We start from the raw sequence: 1,667 nt of genomic DNA on the forward strand, positions 1-1,667 counted from the left end.
CTCGACACCGCGCAGGCCGTGCTCGAAGAGTCGGCGAAACTGTGCGGCGAAGTGCTGGCGCCGCTGAATGTGGAAGGCGATCGCAATCCGAGCAACTGGAAAGATGGCGTGGTCACCGCGACGCCTGGCTTCAAGGAAGCGTTTCGCCAGTTCGGCGTTGGCGGCTGGCAAGGCGTGCAACATCCCGTCGACTACGAAGGCCAGGGCCTGCCGAAGCTCATCGCCACCGCCTGTATCGAGATGCTGAACGCGTCGAACCTGTCGTTCGCGTTGTGCCCGCTGCTCACGGATGGCGCGATCGAGGCGCTGCTCACGGCGGGCAGCGAAGCGCAGAAACAGACCTACGTGCCCAAACTCATTTCCGGCGAATGGACCGGCACGATGAACCTGACCGAGCCGCAGGCCGGCTCCGATCTCGCGCTGGTGCGCACGCGCGCCGAGCCGCAGGGCGACGGTTCGTTCAAACTGTTCGGCACGAAGATTTTCATCACGTGGGGCGAGCACGACATGGCGAAGAATATCGCGCATCTCGTGCTCGCGCGCACACCCGACGCACCGGAAGGCGTGAAGGGCATTTCGCTTTTCATCGTGCCGAAGTTTCTCGTCAACGAAGACGGCTCGCTCGGCGAGCGCAACGACGTGCATTGCGTGTCGATCGAACACAAGCTCGGCATCAAGGCGAGCCCGACCGCGGTGCTGCAGTTCGGCGACCACGGCGGCGCGATCGGTCATCTGATCGGCGAAGAGAATCGCGGCCTCGAATACATGTTCATCATGATGAACGCGGCGCGCTTTGCGGTCGGCATGCAGGGCGTGGGCGTGTCGGATCGCGCTTACCAGAAGGCGGTGGCGTACGCGAAAGACCGTGTGCAAAGCCGTCCCGTGGATGGCTCGGCGAAGCAGCCGGTCGCGATCATTCAGCACCCCGACGTGCGCCGCATGCTTGCGACCATGCGTGGCCTGACCGAAGCCTCGCGCGCGCTGGCCTATGTAGCGGCGGCTCACTGCGACATCGCGCATCGTCACGCTGACGAAGCCACGCGCGCGGAACATCAGGCGATCTACGAATACCTCGTGCCGATCGTGAAGGGCTGGAGCACGGAGCTGTCGATCGATGTGACGAGCCTCGGCGTACAGGTGCACGGCGGCATGGGTTTCATCGAGGAAACCGGCGCCGCGCAGTATTACCGCGACGCGCGCATTCTGCCGATCTACGAGGGTACGACCGCGATCCAGGCGAACGATCTGATCGGCCGCAAGACCGTGCGCGACGGCGGCAAGGTGGCGAAGTCGCTGCTCGCCGGCGTGGCCGAAACGATCGAAGCGCTCGGTGCGCAGCAGGGTCCGGCGTTCGAATCGATGAAGAAGTATCTCGCGCAGGGGCATCGCTCGTTGAGCGCGGTGGTGGATTTTGTTGTCACCAATACGAAGAGCGATCCGAATGCGGTGTTCGCGGGCAGCGTGCCGTATCTGAAGCTCGCGGGCATCGTGCTTGGCGGCTGGCAGATGGCGCGTGCGTTGCTCGTGGCAGCCGGGAAGCGTGACGAAGATCCTTCGTTTTACGGTGCGAAGATCGCGACCGCGCAGTTCTACGCTGAGCATGTGCTGACGCTTGCGTCGGCGCTCGAGGCGTCGATTGTCAGCGCGAAGGGTGGCGAGAGTGTGCT

At 63.9% G+C, this 1,667-nt stretch carries 1 protein-coding gene; it reads left to right on the plus strand.

Features of this window, described 5'->3' with window-relative positions; genetic code table 11:
• Window positions 1-1,667: acyl-CoA dehydrogenase family protein (locus P0D70_RS36480; RefSeq protein WP_408188092.1), on the plus strand; the 1,667-nt coding region annotated here is incomplete at both ends.

Origin of the sequence: Paraburkholderia sp. RL17-381-BIF-C (assembly GCF_046026435.1) — a bacterium.
GTDB lineage: Bacteria > Pseudomonadota > Gammaproteobacteria > Burkholderiales > Burkholderiaceae > Paraburkholderia.